Raw genomic sequence first — 16,397 nt, 5'->3', positions numbered from 1 at the left:
GGTCACCCCTGTAAGATAGTCAGAATTTTATTTTGTAATGCTTCGATACCGACACCAGAAACAAAAGGCATGCCGTGAACTAACGGAATATCGCCAAAACTACGGTCAACTTTGGCGGTAGTACATATCAAATGCACGCCATCCATATAGGTCTCTATTTCATTAACCCGACACTGGATTAATTCAACAGGAATATTATGACTCTGACACAACTCTTTAATTTCTTCCGCCGCCATCGTAGAGGTCGCAACCGCGCCTCCGCAAGCGACAATAATCTTGCGTTTCATAAATAGTCCTTTTTATTGTTACAGAGGGATTTATTCGTCTGAATCTAAAACATACTTTGTGAAGTATTCCTTTAACTGGGTTTCAGGAAGAGTGATTAGTATCTCGACGATCTCGGGCTGTTGTAACTTGCCAAATAAACAGCGTAAAAGTTTCAATTGCTGCTGCGGATTTTCCACAATCAACGCAATAACCAACGATACCGCCACGTCGCTATCATCATCCGCTTGCTGAAAATGAACTTTATTTGTTGGCCTTAACAGATAAATGGCTGACGACTTAGCATGAATCGCCTCACAATGCGGTATTGCAATGGCGTGCTGTTCAAGCATTATCCCGGTGGGGAATTCTGCTTCTCTGGCAATTAATGCCTGTGGCCAGGTTTCATGAACCACACCTTTCGCGATCATCTCATTACCGATATGAGTTAAAACTTCGCTACGATCGACAAAAGAAATTCCGCTACGAACAAACAGGTTAGTCATATACCGTCCTTATTCCGCACAGCCGTAGCGATAGGCACGCAAAACATCATAAATTTTATCCATAATCAACTGATACGGTATTGCCGATAATTCCCCGGACTGTATGCGTTCAAATTGTTTGGGTAGATACTGACTAATCATGCCCAGTGGGATGTCCACGTCTTCCAGATTCGCCATCATCGTTTCAACGCTATTTTTAATTCGACTATGCGGCCAGTAATAACGAATACGATCCGACAGGCTGTAACGAATATCCAGTAATGAATCGTTAAAACCAGTGCGATAATATTTTTTCCAGTACTGCGGTTCATCGAGCATCACTTCTTCAATCACCGCCAGGCAACTGCTACGATTTTCGGGGCCGATAAGCTCCTGCTCAATTTGTGCCAACGCAAATATCGCCTCGCGTAAAGCAAAGGTTAATGCGGGGCCGACTTTCAATATTGCAAAGTGATCGCGGACTAATTCCCAATAAGCCGTCCGGGTCTGGTAATCGGTAGAATGTGCTTCATAAACCATTCGGGTGTTTTCTATCCATTGCGCCAGCGCCTGCGCTTCTTGCGGCTGATAATGGATAATATTGCTGTGATCAAATTCCACACCCGGCTGTACCACGATGGCAATCACGCGTGTTAACGCCTCTGTCAGCCCACGAGCAATAAAGGCCTTTTGATGCGTACGTAAAGTATTGGCGGCATCTTCTACCTGGGTGATGTGTACTGACTGAATGGCGCTGGCCTCACCGCCTGGAACCGGAACTTCTGTGCCAATGACATAGCTCAGTTGCTCACGCTGGTAATCTGTCGCCACACTCTCCGCTGCGTGGCAAAGCACGGCAGCACGTTCAGCAACCGTTTCTGGCGCTAATGGTATTGGATCCCCCGCACATGACATTGACGCATCAAGGTGAATTTTACTGAACCCCGCTCGAACATATGCTTTTACCAGCTCGACGGATTTTTCCATCGCCGTATCCGCATTTTCTTGCTGCCAGCAGTTCGGTCCCAGATGGTCGCCGCCGAGAATGATACGCTCACGAGCAAATCCGACTTTATCGGCAATTGCAAACACAAATTCGCGAAAGTCCGCCGGTGTCATTCCGGTATAACCGCCAAATTGATTGACCTGGTTTGACGTTGCTTCAATCAGCACTTTGCGCGTGCTGTTGTGATCGAATGCCAGCGCCGCTTCGATAACCAACGGATGGGCAGAACAGACTGAACATATGCCGATATGTTCACCAGCTTTATGCCGGGCAATTAACGTTTTCATGTTTTTTCCTTGTTAAATGGCAGGTGCGTTATGCCCTGCCCTCGCAGCCACAATCGGCAATCACTTTGCTCACCACATCGCGCATTGCGGATTTAGCCGACTGCAAATAATCCCGGGGGTCAGTCGCTTCAGGGTGCTCGGTCAGGTAATTTTTTAACACCTGCGAGAATGCATTTTTCAGCTCCGTTGCAACGTTGATTTTGCATATCCCCAGTTTGATGGTTTGCTGAATATCCTTAGTCGATAACCCTGACGCGCCATGCAGCACCAGCGGTAAGTTCACCCACTGGCGAATGTTCTCCAGTCGAGAAAAATCAAGCGCCGGTGCGCTGGCATACATACCGTGAGCCGTGCCGATGGCGACCGCCAGGGAATCAATCCCGGTTGTCTCGGCAAATTCACGCGCCTGAATGGGGTTGGTATACAACGCATCAGCTTCATTGACTTGTACATCATCTTCCTGGCCCCCAAGCTGCCCCAGCTCCGCTTCGACGCTGACATCAAAGCGATGGCAAAAATCCACCACCTCTTTTACCCGTGCAATATTTTGCGCATAAGGCAAATGCGAGGCGTCGATCATTACCGAGCGCACACCTGAACGAACTTTCTGAGCGATATCGTCAAATTTCGTGTGATGGTCGAGGTGAATCGCCAATGGATGGTGATAGTGCTTCGCCATAGCGCTGACCAGCGCCACCAGATTTTCTGTACCAGCATGAGTAAATGTACCGGGCGTTCCGGCGATGATGACCGGCGCATGCATGCTGGCAGCGGTTTCCACCACCACTTGCATCGTTTCGAGATTGTGAATATTGAATGCCGGAACCGCATAACCGCCGCGCTGCGCGTTGTTCAGCATCTGCTTTGTCGATACCACGTACATTTTCACATCCTGTCATTTGTTTTCGATTTCAAAATATAATGAAATTATTTGTTTTCAAATGTCGAGATAACGATCACAAAAACGACAATATGAAAATTAATCAGAATGACAGGAAAAAAAAACGGCCTCCCGGGGGAAGCCGTAACGAAGTGCGCGTGTTTTTATGCCGGATGCAACGTAAACGCCTTATCCGGCATACGTGGCAGCGCTGTGTAGGCATGATAAGACGCTTCAGCGTCGCATCAGGCATAGGTTGCCGGATGCGGTGTGAACGCCTTATCCGCCCTACGGGGTAGTGCTGTTCGTATGAGGCGTATCAGGCGATAGTAATTTTGCTATCGAGATAAACGTCCTGCACGGCGTTAATCAGTTTCACGCCGTCAGCCATCGATTTCTTGAACGCCTTACGTCCAAGAATCAGCCCCATTCCACCAGCGCGTTTGTTGATGACCGCAGTACGCACTGCATCGCTGAGGTCAGTTTCACCGCCTGCAGCACCGCCGGAGTTTATCAACCCTGCCCGGCCCATATAGCAGTTAGCTAACTGATAACGCACCAGATCAATCGGGTTTTCGCTGGTCAACTTGCTGTACACGCGATCGTCGGTATAACCGTAATTAATCGCTTTATAGCCGCCGTTATTTTCCGCCATTTTTTGTTTGACGATATCTGCGCCTATGGTTGCCGCCAGATGGTTAGCCTGGCCGGTCAGGTCAGCCGAAACGTGATAATCGACGCCATCTTTCTTAAAGGCGGAGTTACGCAAATAGGCCCACAGCACGGTCACCATGCCCAGCTCGTGCGCACGTTCAAAAGCCGCAGAAATTTCTTCAATCTGGCGACGTGACTCTTCCGAGCCAAAATAGATGGTCGCGCCAACCGCCACCGCGCCCATGTTGAACGCCTGCTCCACGCTGGCATACAGCGTTTGATCGTAAGTGTTCGGGTAACTTAGCGTCTCGTTGTGATTAAGTTTGACAAGGAATGGAATGCGATGCGCGTAACGCCGCGATACCGATGCCAGCACGCCGTAAGTTGACGCCACACAGTTACAACCCGCTTCGATCGCCAGTTCAACAATGTTTTTTGGATCAAAGTAGAGCGGGTTAGCGGCAAATGAAGCTCCGGCAGAGTGCTCAACGCCCTGGTCAACCGGCAGAATAGAAAGATATCCTGTGCCAGCCAGACGCCCAGTGTTGTACAACGTCTGCATATTACGTAACACCGCTGGCGGGCGATTATTGTCAATCATCACGCGGTCTACGTAGTCATGTCCGGGGAGATAAAGCTGGTCAGAAGGAATAGTCATACAACGGTGCTGTAAAAGGTTGTCGGCGTCTTTGCCAAGCAACTGCGCAATATCTGTCATTACTATGCTCCCGTAAATTCCGATTGGATATCGGCTATGGATTGTCCTGGCCCGCCTTTTGCGGGCAATCATAATCCTGGTCGTTACAGGCGAGCTTTTCCATCTTTTGGATGTTTTTTCAGCGTTTTCTGTTGGCTCGATTCATCAGAAAAAATGTTACCGCGGTCAAGTTTTCACCGCAAAGGTATTTAAAAGGTATTATTAAATGGTATTGTCATCGCGTACCTTACATTACCTGTCATGAAGGAATTAAAAGATGAAAACAACAGCAAAGCTGTCGTTCATGATGTTTGTTGAATGGTTTATCTGGGGCGCGTGGTTTGTGCCATTGTGGTTGTGGTTAAGTAAAAGCGGTTTTAGTGCCGGAGAAATTGGCTGGTCGTATGCCTGTACCGCCATTGCGGCGATCCTGTCGCCAATTCTGGTTGGCTCCATCACTGACCGCTTTTTCTCGGCGCAGAAAGTGCTGGCGGTATTGATGTTCGCTGGTGCGGTGCTGATGTATTTCGCTGCGCAACAGACTACTTTTGCCGGGTTCTTCCCGTTACTGCTGGCCTACTCATTGACCTATATGCCGACCATTGCGCTGACTAACAGTATCGCGTTTGCTAACGTGCCGGATGTGGAGCGTGACTTCCCACGCATTCGTGTGATGGGCACTATCGGCTGGATTGCCTCCGGTCTGGCATGTGGATTTTTGCCGCAAATGCTGGGTTATGCCGATATCTCTCCGACTAACATCCCGCTGCTGATTACCGCCGGAAGTTCTGCTCTGCTCGGTGTGTTTGCGTTTTTCCTGCCCGACACGCCGCCAAAAAGCACCGGCAAAATGGACATTAAAGTCATGCTCGGCCTGGATGCGCTGATCCTGCTGCGCGATAAAAACTTCCTCGTCTTTTTCTTCTGTTCATTCCTGTTTGCGATGCCACTGGCGTTCTATTACATCTTTGCCAACGGTTATCTGACAGAAGTCGGCATGAAAAACGCCACCGGCTGGATGACGCTCGGCCAGTTCTCTGAAATCTTCTTTATGCTGGCATTGCCGTTTTTTACCAAACGCTTTGGTATCAAAAAGGTATTATTACTTGGTCTGGTCACCGCTGCGATCCGCTATGGCTTCTTTATTTACGGTAGTGCGGATGAATATTTCACCTACGCGTTACTGTTCCTCGGCATTTTGCTGCATGGAGTAAGTTACGATTTTTACTACGTTACCGCTTACATCTATGTCGATAAAAAAGCCCCCGTGCATATGCGTACCGCTGCGCAGGGGCTGATCACGCTCTGCTGCCAGGGATTCGGCAGTTTGCTCGGCTATCGTCTTGGCGGTGTGATGATGGAAAAGATGTTCGCTTATCCGGAACCGGTAAACGGACTGACTTTCAACTGGTCCGGGATGTGGACTTTCGGCGCGGTGATGATTGCCATTATCGCCGTGCTGTTCATGATTTTTTTCCGCGAATCCGACAACGAAATTACGGCTATCAAGGTCGATGATCGCGATATTGCGTTGACACAAGGGGAAGTTAAATGAAAACAGAACGTATTCTCGGTGCTCTTTATGGGCAGGCGTTAGGGGATGCGATGGGGATGCCCTCCGAGCTTTGGCCACGCAGCCGCGTTAAAGCACACTTTGGCTGGATTGACCGTTTTCTGCCTGGACCAAAGGAGAATAACGCGGCCTGTTATTTTAACCGCGCCGAATTTACCGACGATACCTCAATGGCTCTTTGCCTGGCTGATGCGTTACTGGAACGTGAAGGTGAGATAGACCCGGATCTGATTGGGCGTAATATTCTCGACTGGGCGCTGCGTTTCAACGCCTTTAACAAAAACGTGCTTGGCCCAACTTCGAAGATTGCGCTTAACGCCATTCGCGACGGTAAACCCGTTGCTGAACTGGAAAACAATGGCGTGACCAACGGCGCAGCGATGCGCGTCTCGCCATTAGGTTGTTTGCTTCCGGCGCGCGATGTTGATTCCTTTATTGATGATGTGGCGCTGGCGTCCAGCCCGACCCATAAATCCGATCTGGCGGTGGCAGGTGCGGTAGTCATCGCATGGGCGATTTCCCGTGCCATTGACGGAGAAAGCTGGTCAGCGATTGTTGATTCTCTACCCTCGATTGCGCGACATGCACAGCAAAAACGCATCACTACCTTCAGCGCCTCACTGGCAGCACGTCTGGAGATTGCGCTGAAAATTGTGCGCAATGCCGACGGCACCGAATCCGCCAGCGAACAGCTGTATCAGGTGGTTGGGGCAGGTACCAGTACTATTGAGTCCGTTCCGTGCGCCATTGCGCTGGTTGAACTGGCACAAACCGACCCGAACCGTTGCGCCGTCCTTTGCGCTAACCTTGGCGGCGACACTGACACCATCGGCGCCATGGCGACGGCGATTTGCGGCGCGTTGCATGGCGTTAACGCAATCGATCCTGCGTTAAAGAGAGAACTGGATGCGGTAAATCAGCTTGATTTCAACCGCTATGCCACGGCGCTGGCGAAATATCGTCAACAACGGGAGGCGGTATGAGCGGCGCTCGATTACACACGCTGCTGCCTGAATTAACCACGCGTCAGCCGGTGATGGTCGTCGGCGCAGCGGTCATTGATGTGATCGCCGACGCTTATGCCCTACCCTGGCGTGGGTGCGATATCGAACTGAAACAGCAGAGCGTTAACGTTGGCGGCTGTGCATTGAATATTGCCGTGGCGTTAAAGCGCCTCGGTATCGAAGCGGGTAATGCCCTGCCGCTCGGCCAGGGTGTGTGGGCGGAAATTATTCGTAACCGGATGGCGAAAGAAGGATTAATCAGCCTCATCGATAACGCCGAAGGCGATAACGGCTGGTGTCTGGCGCTGGTTGAGCCTGATGGTGAACGCACGTTTATGTCGTTCAGTGGTGTGGAAAATCAGTGGAATCGCGAATGGTTGGCGCGATTAACCGTTGCGCCTGGCAGCCTGCTCTATTTTTCCGGTTATCAACTGGCCTCGCCCTGCGGTGAATTGTTAGTGGAATGGCTGGAGAGTCTGCAAGACGTGACGCCGTTCATCGATTTTGGCCCACGTATTGGCGATATCCCGGATGCATTACTGGCGCGAATCATGGCCTGTCGACCTTTAGTGTCACTCAATCGTCAGGAGGGTGAGATTGCCGCCGAACGTTTTGCTTTATCCGCAGAGATAACAACACTTGGCAAACAATGGCAGGAGAAATTTGCCGCGTCGTTGATCGTCCGTCTGGATAAAGAAGGCGCATGGTATTTCAGCAATAACGCTTCTGGCTGCATCCCGGCATTTCCAACGCAAGTTGTAGACACCATTGGGGCGGGCGACAGTCATGCAGGTGGCGTATTAGCTGGACTGGCCTCTGGTTTGCCACTGGCGGATGCCGTATTGCTGGGCAATGCAGTGGCGTCGTGGGTTGTCGGGCATCGCGGCGGTGATTGCGCGCCAACCCGCGAGGAACTACTCCTCACACACAAAAACGTATAGATCACTGCGACAGTGGCTGATGCTGTACTCAATAGGCCGTTGCTGTTGGTCAAGCGCCACTTGCTTGATCACCAGCACCGGTATTTTACTATCTAATTGAATATGTGACTGAAACTCGGCATCCGGCATCCGGGCGCTAACGCGGGAACGGGTACGCTTTGGAAAAATATGCTGACTGCGGAAGTAGTCATAAAGAGAGATTCCGATGGCATCAACATCATGAATTAAATGCGCCGGAACCCACGACTCCTCAATAGAGACCGCTTCTTCATCAACATAGCGAATACGCTTAAGCAAAAAGACATCACTACCCGCTTCGACCGCCAATTGCTGCGCCACCTCTTCAGGGCATTTAACCATTCGCTTGTTAACCCATAGCGTATCTGGTTTTTTCCCGCGCAACACCACCTGCTGAGAAAATCCTCGCGCTTCTTTTAACGAGTATTCAAAGATGTTATTAATCTGCGTGCCGTAGCCGCGCGAACGTGTCACCACGCCCTCTTCTTCCAGCGCCTGCATCGCCTTGCGCACCGTAATACGCGAAACGCCGGTTAACTGACTTAAATCGCGCTCGCCGGGTAAAATATTGCCATGTTCCAGCACCCCGCTGCGCACGGCATTTTTCACCGTTTCGGCAAACTTAATATAAAGCGGCGTGTTATCCGCCGCTAAAATACGTTCGTTCAGTTGGGCAATCAGCTGGGTATGCGCTTGTTCCATTTGTCTTTTTCCAGGCGATGAGTCTGGAGGGAGTATATCACGCACCTATTGCCTTAGCAGTTTCTTCACCGCCAGAACATGTTTGCATGGCCCTCTTTGTCCCTGATATTTACTGAACCATTCGCAGGTACAGCGTTCACCATTTGCATCGAGAATGACGGTATGCCGTACTCAACTCCCTTCAACTCGCGCCTCTGTTCTGGCTGGCTGCTGGCTAATAATTTCAACTTTGTTCTCTTGCAGTAATTTCTCAGCCCCTTTCAGACGGGGATTCAGACTCATTATGCGGGAGAGTTTGAACGGCAACTGGCGATAAAAATAGGCATTATCGGTAAGGTCGTAACCCAGTAATCCCATTGCCGCCAGTTGCGCGGCCAGTGTGTCGGTTTTTCCCAGCCACTGACTGCCACCAGAAGCAAAAAATGCCGGACTAATAGTCTGGTTGGCCTGTGCCTGTTCGTCAAAAATAGTCAGCCAGCTCTCGTCAATCCCTTCATTTAGCGCATCCAGCGTCGCTCCCTCACCAGAAAATCCACGCCAGCAATCACGAGATAACGAAAGCGTAAAACGCAAATCGCCAAACCACAGTTGCCAGGTGGTGGATTGCATATCCGGTTGCGCAAAAACTTGCAAGCAGTCAACAAAAGGTAACAAGGGTTCCAGTAAGCGCAGACGATGCAGCCCGCCGATACAAATCGCGTTAACTGATTTTACTGGCGAAAACTGTGGCGTCGTACCGCGTACCTGTAAATAGTAATCGGTTTTCACCTGTCCTTTGGGTAAGGAACGAAACAGTTGCTGCGCCTGGACTTTAGTAAACTGGTGGCCTTTTGCCGACTGAGCAAGGTAGACCTGTACGCTACTCAGACCTTTGATCCATTTCACCGGAAGTGGCACTTTGCGTTCAATAACCTGGTGATTTTCCAGATGTAACCCCACCGATTTCTGACCGACGGATAAGGTAACAGCTTCACTATTGCTTACCCCTGCTAATGCCGAGAGCATAGGCTGGTTAAAATCGACATTGGTCGTGCCGCTTTGTAAAAACTCTCCGTTTAAGCCATCGGGCAAAATATCAAGCCGCGCATAGACCCCGGCACAGTGGGAAAATCCTTCAAAACGCACCCGCTCATTTCCTGCGCTGACAATGGGATCTTTCAGTAGCGCCAGTTGCGCGGGCGAAAGGTTAAAGCTCGACTTCACCACGTTGGAAAGGGCAATTAAACAACGCGCCATCAAAAAAGGTTGCCTGACCTGACCGACAAAAAAACAGGGAGCGTCAGACGCCTTTTGGATCTCGCTGTATTTCGCCAGGCGTAATTCATCTTTTCCGTTTGTTTTGTGCAAAGCGGATGGGATGTTGTAACTATAAGTGAGTGTCTCTTCCATTTATGACTTCCTTGTAAGTTCGAGTTGCAGCTCATTGAGCTTTTTGTAATTGGTGATTTTTACCGTGCTCAAATGGCTGTCCATTGCACTTATCATCTCAAGTAATGCCTGATTGTGGCGGGAACTGATATTGATAAGCGCCTGCATGGCAAGATCGGTAAAGCGTTTGAGTGGCGACCAGCCCTCTTTTTCCAGCCGACCAAGGATGTCGCCAATATGGGCAGAATTCACACCTTGTGGATAACGCAGCTTTTCAATCCATAATTCTCCGGCAAGAGCACGCACCGTTTTGTCGGCATGAAGCATGCAAAAAGCGGTGAGTAAATGGCCCATGGGTGAAAGTGGCAACGGGAGATCGTAAAGTGCCTGAAGGATTTCCAGATTAGACTTCGTTGATGAAATGTTTGGATCATGAAAATTCATTTCTATATAACGCATGAGTGTGACATCACCCTGCCAGGGAAAAGCATACATCGTTCGCCGCTTATACCCTCCGCCAAAGTAACTGTATTTACAGCAAGGCATGAAACTGTCAGCATAGAACAAAGTCATCTCCAGATTTTGAACAGCCGTTGAGACGTCAAAATTGAATGTTCGGGCAGGGAAGCGAGTTTTGTTTTCCCTGATAAACCACGGGAACATATTGCTTAATAACTCCATCGGTAACGCATGTTTTTCCAGCAACGCATACCCGACATCAAAAGACGTCGTGTCAGGGTTAACCGCACTGCGGGTAATAATGGCCGCTAGTTTCCAATCATCCTGCGCGACCTGTGCTAATGCGTCCTGCTCGCCGGAAAATATATATCGCACTAATGCAGCATATTCGGAGTTAAGTTGTGAAATATCAGGCTGAGTGCCAATAAATACACATCGTTGAATCGCAAGTTGCATATCCTGACTACAAGGTTCTACACCCGCATTTTGGTATTGCAAAAGGCGGTGGACAAACACCGCCGGGTCAATAAAGCAAGGCAGATGCGTGGGTGTTGAAAGCAAAGACAGATTAACGTTGTTTTTTAATAACAACAGAATGTTTTTGAAAAACGCAATCCATGAGCGGCTTCGTTTTTTGTCCTCTTCATCATAGGATTGAAACCCCCAGTCTATCTTTTTCCATTTGTCAGTTGTATTTTTTAAACCCTGAAAATCTTCATACATTATTTTAATTTTTGCTGTCTGTAGTGGAAAACGTGAGATAAGCTCTGCCGCATATTCCATAAAGAAAAAGCCCAACATCCCGTCCAAGAAAGAAATATGTTCAGATGTTTCCAGCGCCTGCATAAACGCAGGTTCCAGTTGATTCACATTCTCTTCATTAATTTCAGGAGCAAAACGTAACAATGCAGCCGGCAACAGGTCAAAGTGATACGACTCGACGTTATGAAATGCCTGTCCTGCCAGGAAGATAAAATCATCCCAGGTTTCAATTTCGGGGATACGGTTATCATCACGAATCAGTGGCAATACGGGAGAAAGTTTAGCAGAGTTATCGGGCGTAAGCGGAGTAATATCAAGAAAGTCGGTTAATAACTCACGAGCGCTTGTAAGCAGATTATCGCCATAACTGCTTAATAACGTGCTTATTTCTGGATCTAATGGACTGGCATATTTTGCAATTAACTTTGCTGCTTTATTTTGTAGCCCGACATCTTTATTAAGGAATACCGAGGTGAGGTGTTGGCAGATTTCAAATCTTTTATCAGGGTGCTGTTTCGCCAGTTTATCAGCAATCGTTAATGCGCTATCGACAATACCTTTAGTGGTGAAAGAAAATAACTGAGGAAGGCAGGAAATAAACTCATCACGGTGAAACTCCGGATGTTCGGATATTTTTTTGATTGCCTGTAATGCCGTAGTGCCAGGTTTACTGTGCGGGCAATAAAATGTCGAAAAAAGTGCTTCCTGAAGTTGCAAACATTCGTCCGCTGTCGGTTGCAGCGAAGTAAATAGCGTGGCGTACCAACATGTTTGTTCGCGATTAAAGTTACGATTGACCGCAAGTAAGCTTTCTTTTAATACTCTTATTCTGTCGATGCGTTTGTCCATAGTATATTTTTTGAAGAAATATATCCATTTATGATCATCGGCACCCTCAGGTTTACTTTCTTTCGGATACCACTGATCTGACAATGAAACACCGCACGGATAATTAAACACCATCCAGATATGATCGTCTAAAGAAAAACGATGTTTTTCAAGATTTGATGCAGAAGTAATTTTATTAACAATAACCTGCGGTGTAATATTACCAACATATCCTTCGGCAATCCAGTCGCAGAGAGTGGCATAACTTATTGAAAAATTTCCACCTTTAATATCACCATTAATATAATCAGTAAGCCATTCCGGGCTGCGCCATTTGAGTGTTTCTTTAACTGCATTATTAGAATTCAATAAGTTACGTTCAATATTTTTACAGTCTTTTCGTGCATAGCAACCGATGATCGCAACACTAAGCATCTGTAACTGATTTTTTGTACCGTTTTGCTTGTAACTTCCTCCACGAAGACCGCCGATGCTTACTTCATACCATTGATAGGCACCTAATCGTTTCACGTCTTTCTTTATAAGCGGCACCAAATTTTTCCGCTGCTTATCATCCAGCGACTTCAGAAATGCTAATAACTGCTCTGAATTCCCTGATTCAATAATTTTGCTGTATTGTTCTTGAGTCGTATCCATTACTCTTTCCCTGAATATCAATTTTTATACGTGCTAAATTAGCTTTTACAATGCTGCTTCAAGTTCCTGCCGTAGCCCAGTCAGCTTTTTGTAGTTGGTGATTTTTACCGTGCTCAAATGGCTGTCCATTGCACTTATCATCTCAAGTAATGCCTGATTGTGGCGGGAACTGATATTGATAAGCGACTGCATGGCGAGATCGGTAAAGCGCTTTAGTGGTGACCAGCTCTCTTTTTCCAACCGGCCCAGGATGTCGCCGATATGGGCGGAATTCACACCTTGTGGATAACGCAGCTTTTCAATCCATAATTCTCCGGCAAGAGCACGGACAGTTTTGTCGGCGTGAAGCATGCAAAAAGCGGTAAGTAGATGTCCCATGGGTGTTAACGGCAAAGGCAATTCAAGCATTGCCTGCAACAAGTGGATCGTGTCACGTGGCTCGTTATATTCTGTTTTAAAGTGGTATTCGATAAACCGCACTAAAAAAAGATCGTGAGCAGCGGGAAAAGAAAATAACAGTCGTTGCTTATCTGTTTCCCAACCATTCGATGTTTTCATAAAACTAAAGGCATAAAAAAGTCTGGTCTTTTCCTGCTGCCAGTATCGAGAAATATCAAAGTTCAATTGTTTGTAACAAACTATCTCCTTTGAATAAGGTACTGTCTGTGTTTTTGTCTCAAGGCACCATGAAAACTCATTAGAGATGATATTTGCAGGTAAATTGTTTTTGCTTAGCAAAATCAAACCGTATTCGAATGACGCTAAATCATAGTGACTGGTATTACGTGTAATAATGGCTGACAATGCTAAATCATCATTTTCAACACATTTAAGTGACTTCACATCACCATGGAAGAAATATTTTAATAGCGCAGTATCATTTTGGTTTAATCCGGCTAAATTAATTTCATTTTCAGGTATCACGCAACGTTGAATAGCAAGTTGTAAATCTAAATTATCAGGAACCTGAGTTACCTTTTGATATTTTCTTAACCTTTGCACAAGAGTACAGGGATCAATAAAACACGGCAAATGCGTCGGAGTTGAAAGAAGTGGCAGGTGGTTTGATTTTTGTAACGAATGCAGGACATTTATTAATATATCAATCCATGGCTGAAATTTTGCTTTGGTAGATTTTTGCCACTCATGAAACCCCCAGTTAAGTTTTAAGTTCTTATTTTCATTATTAATTAATTCAAGATATTGATTATACTTTTTAAGTATATTTTCGTTAGGTAATTTATTAAGTAAATAACCAGCAAACTCAAGGATAAATGTTGCAAGGATTTGATCGAATGCGCCAACTGATGAAGAACCAGATTGCAATGTTTTCAGCGCCAGACCAAAAGCAGGCTCCAGTTGACTAAGATTATCTTTATTAATCTCAGGCGCAAAACGTAACAACGCTGCGGGAAACAGGTCAAAATGATACGATTCCAGGTTAAGACACGCTCTACCTGCCAGGAAGACAAAATCATCCCAGCTTTCAATTTCTGGGATACGGTTATCATCACGAATTAATGATATAACTGGGTGCAATAGCAACGCTTCATCAGCAACCGGGGGTTTGCTATCAAGAAAATCTGTTAATAATTGTTTAGTGCCAGCAAGCAAATTATTAATATAACTATCCAACAGTGCACTCAACTCAGAATCTGTCGGATCGCCATACTTAACAATTAGTTTTGCAGCTTTCTCCTGAAGGCTGGCATCTTTATTTATAAAGACACCGGTGAGGTTATAACAAATTGTCATTCGTTTATCATGATATTTACTTGCCAGTTTATCGGCCAGTATTAAAGTACTATTCAAAGTACTCTTAATTGTTGAGGAAAAAAGGAAAGGCAGATGATTAATAAATGCATCATAATCAAATTCAGGATTTGTACTAAGGCTGTTAATAATTTTTAATACATAGGAAATAGGTTTATTTTGCGGGCAATGAAATACTGAAAATAACTCATTTTGTAGTTGCAAACATTCATTTTCAGCAGGTTCCAGAGCAGTCAACAAGTCCACATACCAGTTAGTTTGATTTTTATTGAATCCGCGATTGACAGCAAGAAGGCTTTCTTTTAAAACCCGCATTCTGTCTAACCTTTTTTCTTGAGTGTATTTTTTGAACAAGTATATCCATCTATGTTCATCGGCGTCTTCTGGTTTCTCTTGTGTATGATGCCAACTTTCAGCCCATGATATATTACAAGGGTAATTAAATATTTCCCAGAGATGAACATCTAAAGTGAATGAGTGCTTCTGTAGCATTTTACTATGTATTATTTTTTTTACGATAAGCATTGGCGACACATTAGATAGATAACCTGCCGCAATCCAGTCACTAATTTGTTCGTAATTAAAAGGACAACCATCTTTATCTGCGAAGATATTGACATAATCGGTAAACCAGTCAGGAGAAAATAACCCCAGAGCTATATCCAGATAATTATTATTCTTAAACATGACAGATTTTATGTTTTTACAATCTTTTTTATTGTAACAGCATAATATTGCTACACCTAACATTTTGAACTGATTTTCACTACCAATAACTCTCCATCTATTCCGTGATATCTCCTTGTGACCGGTTAATCTTTTCACATCTTTCTTGATTAATGGAGCTAACTCTTTTCGAGACTGTTCATTCAGTACTTTTAATAAAGCTATTAATTGCTCCGAATTTCCCGATTCAATAATATTACTGTATTTTTCTTTAAAATCGATCATTTCCCATATCCTTGCGCTGTAAATTCATTCGGGTAATTCATTGATTTTTTATAATTAATGAGAAGGTCTTTTTCACCAGCCAGTGTGATGCAATTCTCCCGCATTTGTTTTTGGAATTTTCGTACTGCTGGAGCCCTGTTGTGGTTATCAAGATATTCTATGAATCTATTAACCGATATCATTGGCGAGCCTCATCCATGAAGTTTTCCCAATGATACCGGGTTGAACACCTGTTTTATCAGCCCCCGAAATTCTGATTTTTGATGTTTACTTCGTGAATGTGCTTCCCACGAATGCCTGCAACTCCTCCACCGTGCCATTAAACACATTAAAATCCACCGGACCATTGATGCCATCGACCTGTCCACGGTCGGAATGCTGCCAGAAGCGCCAGGCCATTCCGTCATTGTCCGGACGACGTTGATAATAGTGAGCCACCCACCACGGATATTCATTGAAATAGCCCGCCAGATTGGTGTGATAAAAAACGGCTCCTGAGTAAATAATCGGCTTTTTTCCTGTGCTTTTTTCGACCATTTTTAGCCACTGACTTACCCGCTTGCGTAATTCTTTTGCCGATAATTTTCCCCGCTCTTCTACGTCCAGCACGGCAGGTAAATCGCCTTGTGAGAAATCCACCGTTTGCAGAAATAATCGCGCCTGAACTGAAGCGGATACCGACGGGGAGAAATAATGATACGCCCCGCGCAGCAGGCCATTTTCGCGGCTTAGTTGCCAGTTACGCGAAAAATAGGGGTCCACCAGCTTTTCGCCTTCCGTCGTCTTGATAAAGGCAAATTGCAAGCGAATACCGTTATCGCGCATTTTTGCCACCCGCAGCCAGTCGATTCGCTCCTGCCAGCGTGAAACATCAATACCATGAATGGTATAAGTGGCAGGAATGCGAATAGAAAAAGATTTGACCGGGCGATAACCGTAGAAGTGGATGTAGTCTTTAATCTGAATTGCTGTCGAATAGAAAAAATTCACCGTCTGACGCGGATAAATCGCAACGATAGAAATGAGCCCCAGAGCGCATAATAAAGCGGTGAATTTTTTTCGACTGGTGATTCTCAGTTGCATTGGTT

General features: G+C 46.2%; 14 protein-coding genes. 3 read left to right on the top strand and 11 right to left on the bottom strand.

What is annotated here, in order from left to right; translation table 11 throughout:
• Positions 1-2: 2 nt before the first annotated feature.
• The 5 genes from gatB to fbaB all read right to left on the bottom strand — a co-directional run bounded on the left by gatB (position 3) and on the right by fbaB (position 4,294).
• The gene (gatB, locus tag BEB54_RS01835; RefSeq protein ID WP_000823282.1) at positions 3-287 is read right to left on the bottom strand and encodes a PTS galactitol transporter subunit IIB; all 285 of its coding nucleotides are present in this window, start codon (positions 285-287) and stop codon (positions 3-5) included.
• Positions 288-317: 30 nt separating this feature from the next.
• Positions 318-770 (bottom strand): PTS galactitol transporter subunit IIA, encoded by a 453-nt coding sequence (gene gatA, locus BEB54_RS01830; protein ID WP_105276906.1) that lies wholly within the window; start codon positions 768-770, stop codon positions 318-320.
• A gap of 9 nt (positions 771-779) precedes the next feature.
• Entirely contained in the window at positions 780-2,042 is a 1,263-nt protein-coding gene (gene gatZ / locus BEB54_RS01825) for a tagatose-bisphosphate aldolase subunit GatZ (protein ID WP_105276905.1), read from the bottom strand.
• Between the two features lie 28 nt (positions 2,043-2,070).
• Positions 2,071-2,925 carry a tagatose-bisphosphate aldolase subunit GatY gene (gene gatY, locus BEB54_RS01820; protein WP_105276904.1) on the bottom strand — a complete coding sequence of 285 codons (855 nt, stop codon included), beginning with the start codon at positions 2,923-2,925 and terminating at the stop codon, positions 2,071-2,073.
• 316 nt (positions 2,926-3,241) lie between these two features.
• A complete protein-coding gene (gene fbaB / locus BEB54_RS01810; protein WP_000129551.1) occupies positions 3,242-4,294 on the bottom strand; it encodes a class I fructose-bisphosphate aldolase in 1,053 nt (350 codons plus the stop codon).
• Between the two features lie 256 nt (positions 4,295-4,550).
• Here fbaB and BEB54_RS01805 point away from each other — a divergent pair, with 256 nt between their 5' ends.
• The 3 genes from BEB54_RS01805 to BEB54_RS01795 are packed head-to-tail and all read left to right on the top strand — an operon-like array spanning position 4,551 to position 7,791.
• Entirely contained in the window at positions 4,551-5,828 is a 1,278-nt protein-coding gene (locus tag BEB54_RS01805) for a nucleoside permease (RefSeq protein WP_105276903.1), read from the top strand.
• Positions 5,825-6,829 (top strand): ADP-ribosylglycohydrolase family protein, encoded by a 1,005-nt coding sequence (locus BEB54_RS01800; protein WP_105276902.1) that lies wholly within the window; start codon positions 5,825-5,827, stop codon positions 6,827-6,829. The genes BEB54_RS01805 and BEB54_RS01800 overlap by 4 nt, the downstream gene beginning before the upstream one ends.
• Positions 6,826-7,791, top strand: a complete 966-nt coding sequence (locus BEB54_RS01795) for a carbohydrate kinase family protein (protein ID WP_105276901.1) — start codon at positions 6,826-6,828, stop codon at positions 7,789-7,791. The genes BEB54_RS01800 and BEB54_RS01795 overlap by 4 nt, the downstream gene beginning before the upstream one ends.
• Here the strand turns inward: BEB54_RS01795 and BEB54_RS01790 are convergent.
• The 6 genes from BEB54_RS01790 to BEB54_RS01765 all read right to left on the bottom strand — a co-directional run bounded on the left by BEB54_RS01790 (position 7,765) and on the right by BEB54_RS01765 (position 16,392).
• Entirely contained in the window at positions 7,765-8,511 is a 747-nt protein-coding gene (locus tag BEB54_RS01790; protein ID WP_105276900.1) for a GntR family transcriptional regulator, read from the bottom strand. The genes BEB54_RS01795 and BEB54_RS01790 overlap by 27 nt on opposite strands.
• Positions 8,512-8,556: 45 nt before the next feature.
• Positions 8,557-8,667 (bottom strand): SWIM zinc finger family protein, encoded by a 111-nt coding sequence (locus tag BEB54_RS29195; RefSeq protein WP_236943372.1) that lies wholly within the window; start codon positions 8,665-8,667, stop codon positions 8,557-8,559.
• A gap of 15 nt (positions 8,668-8,682) precedes the next feature.
• Positions 8,683-9,900 (bottom strand): SWIM zinc finger family protein, encoded by a 1,218-nt coding sequence (locus tag BEB54_RS01785; RefSeq protein WP_236943369.1) that lies wholly within the window; start codon positions 9,898-9,900, stop codon positions 8,683-8,685.
• Positions 9,901-12,585, bottom strand: coding sequence for a DUF6493 family protein (locus BEB54_RS01780; RefSeq protein ID WP_032184559.1), 2,685 nt, complete (start codon positions 12,583-12,585; stop codon positions 9,901-9,903).
• Between the two features lie 45 nt (positions 12,586-12,630).
• Positions 12,631-15,309, bottom strand: a complete 2,679-nt coding sequence (locus BEB54_RS01775) for a DUF6493 family protein (RefSeq protein WP_105276899.1) — start codon at positions 15,307-15,309, stop codon at positions 12,631-12,633.
• A gap of 267 nt (positions 15,310-15,576) precedes the next feature.
• A complete protein-coding gene (locus BEB54_RS01765; RefSeq protein WP_105276897.1) occupies positions 15,577-16,392 on the bottom strand; it encodes a glycoside hydrolase family 25 protein in 816 nt (271 codons plus the stop codon).
• Between the last annotated feature and the right edge of the window lie 5 nt (positions 16,393-16,397).

This window comes from Escherichia sp. MOD1-EC6021 (assembly GCF_002965245.1).
GTDB lineage: Bacteria > Pseudomonadota > Gammaproteobacteria > Enterobacterales > Enterobacteriaceae > Escherichia > Escherichia coli_F.
Note: the sequence above shows the minus strand (reverse complement) of the source record. Positions and strands in the feature narration are given on the sequence as shown.